The sequence below is a fragment of the Limnospira sp. genome, assembly GCF_051859755.1.
GTDB lineage: Bacteria > Cyanobacteriota > Cyanobacteriia > Cyanobacteriales > Microcoleaceae > Limnospira > Limnospira fusiformis.
This window is the reverse complement of sequence record NZ_JBIMLI010000195.1, coordinates 1-6,337: the sequence shown is the minus strand read 5'-3', so window position 1 is coordinate 6,337 and position 6,337 is coordinate 1. Positions and strand designations below refer to the sequence as shown.

Below are 6,337 nucleotides of genomic sequence, written 5' to 3'. Positions count from 1 at the left end.
TTATCCTCAACCCTTCTCGCTTATTATACCGTATTGCCCTAAAATATTAACCGAATTTGTGATTAAATCATGCTCTCGTGCCGTGGCTCTCCCATGGACTTTGGGCGGCTTGGCCGCTTGGTGAAACCCTAAGCCCTAGAAACCGGGTTGCTGACATCTATCGTTGTTCCCCCAGTTTACAGTAACTTTGCCATGATTTCGTCAAATCTCCGCTTTGTGTGTTATCATGCTTAAATATTGTCGGTTCTGATGGGGAGCAGCCATCAGACGTAAGGGGGAAAGTCCGGCGTAAATCCGGCGCTGTCCCGCAGCTGTGAGGAGAGACACAACTCTCTAAGTCAGAATGCCCGCCGAACTGTCTCCTCTGGAGATGCACCAAACTGTTATTTTTCGTCTGCGAGGTACGGATGATGGTTCGTTTAGCTTTTTCACAATTAATATTGCCTTCATTTTTTAGGACGACTCCCCTGGCGTTGCATGGGTAGCGCCCTGATTTGAAATTGCCATTTTGAGAAAACTAGCCTTATGTAGACATTGACTGGCAGATGGTCACTCATGCTAACGGTGATTTGAATCAGTCTGGTCTGAGTATTGCTTAACTCAATTGGGCAGATATTCTGCTGCTTTGAATTGTTCACTCCGCTGGTTTGTCGCGGGGATGGACTAGATTTCTATGACTATTTTCAGCGTTAGGACGCGACAATTTATGACCTTGGAAACATACACTCAAACCCGTCTGGAAACCGCGACTATCGGCTATCCTCGTATTGGTAAAAGTCGCGAGTTAAAAAAGGCATTAGAAGCCTTTTGGCGGGGTAAATCGGACGCAGAAACCCTCATCCAGACTCGGAATGAAGTTGAGTTCAAAAACTGGGAAACTCAACGACAAGCAGGCATCGATCGCATTGGTATTGGCGACATGAGCCTCTACGATCACGTTTTAGACTGGAGCATCCGCTTAGGCATCATTCCCGAACGGTTTGCATCCTTTAGCGGACTCGACCGTTATTTTGCCATGGCGCGGGGTAAGGATGGCATTGCCGCCCTGGAAATGACCAAATGGTTCGACACCAACTATCACTACCTCGTCCCAGAAATTCCCGAAACATTACAGCCAGCCGACTTTAGCGATTTCCTGCAAACCGTGCATCGCGCTCAAACCTTATTAGGCGATCGCGCTGTTCCCATTGTTTTGGGTCCGGTGACTTTGCTGCGGCTGAGTCGTTTGGAGATGAATCAAGACCAAGCGGGAAAACAACTAGGCGATCGCTATCTCCTGCTTCTCCAGGAACTCCAAAAAATGGGTGTCGCTGAAGTCCAAATCCATGAACCTGCTTTAGTCTTCGGAGATGCTGCCAACTTTAAACAACTCTATCAATCAACTTATCAATCTCTCAGCCAAGTCGGCTTACCCATTCACCTGGTCACCTACTTTGATGACTTGGGAGACAATTACCCCTGGGTGATGGAATTACCCGTCGCTGGCATTAGTTTAGACTTCACCCGTGGGCGTAACCTAGAGTTACTGCAACAGTATGGTTTCCCCGACGATAAAGAGTTGGGGGCGGGAATTGTCGATGCCCGCAATGTATGGAAAATTCGCCCGGACTCCGTTTTGTCAACCCTGGAAGCCATTTCCCGTGTCACCCCTAACCTGCGGATTCAGCCGTCTGCTTCCCTGCAATTTGTGCCATACGATGCCCAGCGAGAAACCAAACTCCCCGAACCCTTGCGGTCCGTTTTGAGCTTTGCTGAACAGAAGTTAGTAGAAATCACACTGCTGGCTGATTGGGCCGATCGCTCCTATGGAACCCAAGAACCTGACAAGTATCTGGAAGTCATCCTCCGGCAATGGCAAACCTTCCAGGAATTTAGCCCAGTTAATCAGGGGGTAAAAGAACGCCTGCAAAATCTGACCTCCCAGGATTTAGAGCGGACTTTGCCTTATGAACAACGTCAAGAACGCCAGCCCGTTTTGCCCCCATTCCCCACCACCACCATCGGGTCTTTCCCCCAAACCTCCGAAGTGCGGCAACTGCGGGTGAAACTGAAACGGGGTGACATTACCCAAGCCGAATATGAAGCGGCGATCGATGCCGAAATTGCCAAGTGCATCCAATTCCAAGAAGAAGCCGGACTCGATGTATTAGTGCATGGGGAATTTGAGCGCACCGACATGGTGGAATTTTTCGGGCAACAGTTATCAGGCTTTGCCTTTACTGAACATGGTTGGGTGCAAAGTTACGGCAGCCGTTGCGTGCGTCCCCCGATTATTTATGGAGATGTCGCCCGCACCGGACCCATGACAGTTCGAGAGTTCAAGGTAGCCCAATCCCTGACCGATAAAATTGTCAAAGGGATGCTAACCGGTCCGGTCACCATGATTAACTGGTCATTTACCCGCACCGATATTCCGCGCAGTAAACAAGCCATGCAGATTGCCTTAGCCTTGCGGGATGAAGTAGCCGACTTAGAAGCCGCGGGGGCGAAGATGGTACAAATTGATGAACCTGCCTTGCGGGAAGGGCTGCCTCTGAAGCCAGAACGTTGGGATGAGTATCTATCCTGGGCGGTGGATGCTTTCCGTCTGTCTGCGGCTATAGCCAAACCGGAAACCCAAATCCATACCCATATGTGTTACTCGGAATTTGGGGATATTATTGGGCATATTGAGCGGTTGGATGCGGATGTGTTGTCCATTGAAAATAGCCGCAGCAATAACGAAACCCTGTTTGAAATTACTGATGCGGGCTACAAACATCAAGTGGGGAACGGCGTTTACGATGTTCACAGCCCAGCAGTTCCCAGCACAGAACAGATGGTGCAACAGTTAAAAACCGGGGTCGCCAATTTACCTGTACAACAGATTTGGGTTAATCCCGATTGTGGCTTGAAAACAAGGGGTTGGGAAGAGGTGATTCCTTCCCTAAAAAATATGGTGGAGGCGGCGAAAATTCTGCGCCAGGAAGCTAATTTGACTGAAAAATAACTGATGTCTAAATCCCCCGTTTCCTAACGGGGGAGTCTGTGCAAACCACCTGGGATTTCTTATGAATGGAACAGATAGCCCGACCAAGGAACCGCCCAATCCGCCGATGAATTGGCAGCAAGATTTTATTGCTACAAATCTATTGTCTCTAGGCTATAACGCCTGGGTGGGGTATCTCAATGGTGAACGGGGTGCAGTGATTTGTAGCACCAATACGCCAACAGTAGGAATGGCGGGGGAGGTTTTTAAGGTTCACTATGTACCTAGATCGCGTCTCGCCGCTTTTCTGAATGCGTGGCTGGCTGCGCCTGACACAGTGATTCTGCGTCATCATTTTATGAATGCTCACATTTTGGAAGCTGTCGATACCTACAACCCCACCACAGAATTAGTGTTTCTGTTGGAGTCATTGAATCAGGTGACATTCTTCTACCTAAAAAATTTGCCAATTACTCCGCATAAGTGCTACGAGCAAATCTGCAAACACTGGGAAGAATTCCAGCCTGCGGATGATGGCTGCTCGGATTCAAGTCGCCAATCATATTCCCTCGGAAACCATAATTTATATGGCTTCTGAAAATTCTCTTGCTCGCTAATTTGGGGGCGAAAATATCATCGCCCCTTCAATTATTAACAACTTATGATGGCATAAATACGATGCTAAAATATTATCTGGATCGCTCTGGAAAAATTCCCGCTTCTGTCCATCCTTTTGTCAAACAGGAGGCGCTGGGTAAAGCTGAAAAAGCGCCTAAAAAGGGGAAAATTCAAGTTATAAATCGACTCCGAAATGGTTGGTTGGTAATTTGGCGATCGCTCTCCCAAAGACATGAAAAACCATAATTTATTACCCCGCCCACAAAACTCCATAAGTTTCTCATTCCAGACTAGCTTAATGACTAAATTTATCCGCTTTATTTGTACTCTGGTAATTGCTGTATTACTGGTTATTGGCGGAGGGTTTTTGATGAAAGTTTATCCCCATTATTTGACGGATACAACCAACAATAATGCCCTCAATGTCAGCCCAAATACTTCTTTGTCAGCCGTAGACAGGGATTTAGCGATCGCCTATCGTCGCCAATACATGAAAGCATTGTCAGCCCATTATCGTTCTCTGGAAGCGATTTTAGAAAAAGAGGCTCCTTTTGCTAATCAAACTCTAACCCACATTAATAGCTTATTATCCCTAGCTGAATATATGCCCGAAGTTTTCCCACCTGGAACCGCTATGACTGACGCAGAGGGCTGGGGAGCCAAGCCATTAATTTGGTCAGAACCCGATGACTTTTCTCGACTGATTGCCAACTTTCAAGCTAATCTTGAAACCCTGAAAACTATGGTTAATAATTCACCAAATCCAATTAATGCGATCGAGTCATTTACAAAAGTGAGGCAAACGTGCTTAGATTGTCATAGCATTTATCGAGTGCGCCAACCTTAACCCAGAAACCTAGTTGCTTTAGTTCACGCCATCCTAGATTATAACACAATTATACCATGTTCAACCTTTTTTTAATCACCATTAGTCTGCTGTTATTAGCAATTGTGGTAGGATTAACACTTTACCTGCTTTCCCCTCGCAAATATCAATCCGCCGATTCTGTTGCCAACTCCTATGATGATTGGACTAATGACGGCATCCTGGAATTTTACTGGGGGGAACATATCCACCTCGGTCACTATGGTTCACCGCCACAACCCAAAGACTTCCTGAAAGCTAAAGAAGACTTTGTGCATGAAATGGTCCGTTGGGGGGGATTAGACCGCCTTCAGACCGGCACAACAGTTTTGGATGTCGGTTGTGGTATCGGTGGCAGTAGTCGCATTCTAGCGCGAGATTATGGCTTTGCCGTCACAGGTATTACTATCTCTCCAGGGCAAGTCAAACGCGCCCAGGAACTCACCCCAACCGACCTCAATGCGCGGTTTCAGGTAGATGATGCCTTGGCATTATCTTTCCCCGATGCCAGTTTTGACGTGGTTTGGTCTATTGAAGCCGGACCCCATATGCCGGATAAAGCCCAATATGCGCGGGAGATGATGCGGGTGTTAAAACCCGGTGGGGTGCTGGTGGTGGCGGACTGGAATCAACGAGACTCGCGCCAAAAACCCTTGAACGCCTGGGAAAAGGTAGTCATGCGGCAACTGTTGGATCAATGGGCTCATCCCGCTTTCTCTAGTATTGAAGGCTTTGCGGAAGAACTCGCGGCGACCGGGTTGGTATCTGGTGAAGTCACCACCGCAGACTGGACCGCCGAAACTCTACCCTCTTGGCTAGATTCCATTTGGCAGGGGATAATCCGTCCAGAGGGGATTATCCGCTTTGGGGTGACGGGATTGATTAAATCCTTGCGAGAAGTCCCCACATTCCTGTTAATGCGGTTAGCCTTTGGGGCGGGTTTGTGCCGATTTGGGATGTTTCGGGCTGTTCGCGCTGCTGCACCGGTTGAGGAGATGGCTGTATCGACTCAAACCAGTGAAGCGTTACCAAAATAATCAAGATTTGAAGTCTCTATCTTCAAATGTTAATTAAGGGGAAAAGTCAACACCGTTCTCTTGATTGGAGCCGCCGCCAATTATGCTAAAATCCTGATCAACTCCTAGTGCCAGCATATGGCTGGCTTCTAGGACTGCTCCCATGGCATTGTTAGGAAGGTTTTATGAGAAAAACGCATCTGGGTTTAGCGATCGCCGCACTTAGCCTTTTAGGAGTGTTGGCAGAGCCGTCGGTCAACCTTTCCCGCACCGCCGCCGCTCAACATCAGACCCAAGTCGGACAATCCCAAACCAGGGGTGATGGGCAAAATATTATTATGCACCTGACTCATGGCACTGATGACCTTCATGCGGCTTTCATGGCTTTGAAATTAGGCACAAACCTCCAAAAACGGGGCGCTCAGGTGACGCTGGTTTTGACTTTGGAGGGGGTGAGAATTGCCTCTAGAAATCAACCCTTAGACTTGCGCTGGGGTAGTAGTCCGATGACTTTAGCCCAAATGTATGATGATTTTGTCGCCGCCGGAGGCAAGGTAATGGTTTGTCCTGCTTGTGCCGAAGCCGCCGGAATCACCGCTGCTAATTTACGGACTGGCGCTCAATTAGCAAAGGAGAACGAGGATATCCCTAGTTTGATTTTAGCAGCCGATAAAATTATTGGTTTCTAGTCAGTTTTTGACCTCAACAGAGAATTTGGTTGTCATCGCCAATTCCCTGTTGAAGAAATCTCCCCAGGTATCTGACTATTCCCCTGACTGATACATTTACGCGGCATTTTTCCGGTTGTTCCCGGACAATGCGACGATAGCACTATTACCCGTTAAGGTAACAGAGGCGGTATCCCGCAAA

6 protein-coding genes and 1 riboswitch are annotated in these 6,337 nt (G+C 47.9%); all 6 genes read left to right on the top strand.

Going from position 1 to position 6,337, the window contains the following annotated elements; all coding sequences use genetic code 11:
- Positions 1-224 precede the first annotated feature (224 nt).
- Positions 225-369, top strand: a riboswitch (cobalamin riboswitch).
- A 337-nt stretch (positions 370-706) separates the two neighbouring features.
- The 6 genes from metE to ACTIE0_RS21995 all read left to right on the top strand — a co-directional run bounded on the left by metE (position 707) and on the right by ACTIE0_RS21995 (position 6,156).
- Positions 707-2,989, top strand: a complete 2,283-nt coding sequence (metE, locus tag ACTIE0_RS22020; protein WP_006668353.1) for a 5-methyltetrahydropteroyltriglutamate--homocysteine S-methyltransferase — start codon at positions 707-709, stop codon at positions 2,987-2,989.
- Positions 2,990-3,050: 61 nt separating this feature from the next.
- On the top strand, positions 3,051-3,566 hold the full coding sequence (locus ACTIE0_RS22015; protein ID WP_006623104.1) for a hypothetical protein: 516 nt from the start codon (positions 3,051-3,053) through the stop codon (positions 3,564-3,566).
- A gap of 80 nt (positions 3,567-3,646) precedes the next feature.
- Positions 3,647-3,832 (top strand): hypothetical protein, encoded by a 186-nt coding sequence (locus ACTIE0_RS22010; protein WP_006668352.1) that lies wholly within the window; start codon positions 3,647-3,649, stop codon positions 3,830-3,832.
- 52 nt (positions 3,833-3,884) lie between these two features.
- Entirely contained in the window at positions 3,885-4,433 is a 549-nt protein-coding gene (locus ACTIE0_RS22005; RefSeq protein ID WP_231296486.1) for a c-type cytochrome, read from the top strand.
- A gap of 56 nt (positions 4,434-4,489) precedes the next feature.
- On the top strand, positions 4,490-5,488 hold the full coding sequence (locus tag ACTIE0_RS22000; RefSeq protein ID WP_006623101.1) for a methyltransferase domain-containing protein: 999 nt from the start codon (positions 4,490-4,492) through the stop codon (positions 5,486-5,488).
- 164 nt (positions 5,489-5,652) lie between these two features.
- Complete coding sequence (locus ACTIE0_RS21995) at positions 5,653-6,156, top strand: DsrE family protein (RefSeq protein ID WP_006623099.1); 504 nt, start codon at positions 5,653-5,655, stop codon at positions 6,154-6,156.
- The last annotated feature ends 181 nt before the right edge of the window (positions 6,157-6,337 follow it).